Origin of the sequence: Pseudoalteromonas rubra (assembly GCF_000967655.1) — a bacterium.
Taxonomy (GTDB): Bacteria; Pseudomonadota; Gammaproteobacteria; order Enterobacterales; family Alteromonadaceae; genus Pseudoalteromonas; species Pseudoalteromonas rubra_A.
Map to the genome: position 1 here is coordinate 1 of NZ_JXYA01000113.1, position 357 is coordinate 357.

The 357-nt window shown below is 45.7% G+C and carries 1 protein-coding gene; it reads right to left on the bottom strand.

The genetic code is table 11. The annotated features are described in order from the left end of the window. The coding region (locus TW77_RS23710) for an integrase core domain-containing protein (RefSeq protein WP_046007447.1) at positions 1–357 on the bottom strand (357 nt) is incomplete at both ends.

Below are 357 nucleotides of genomic sequence, written 5' to 3' on the forward strand. Positions count from 1 at the left end.
CGTTTGCTTTTCCAAACTCTGATGTATTCGTTCCTCATTATAAAATACGAAGTAGTTGCCTATCTCTCGCTCCGCTTCCCTGATTGAGTCGTATGCTTTCAGGTACACTTCTTCATATTTCAGGCTTCGCCATAGCCGTTCTATCATGACGTTATCGACCCAGCGGCCCTTGCCATCCATGCTTATCTTGATGCCGCTCTCTTTCAGTTTGCCCGTAAATACATCGCTAGTAAACTGGCACCCTTGATCTGAGTTAAATATCTGGGGCTTACCGTAACGTTGTAGCGCTTCGTCCAATGCTTCGAGGCAAAAATGCGTATCAAGCGTGTTCGATAGTTTCCACGACAATACCTTACG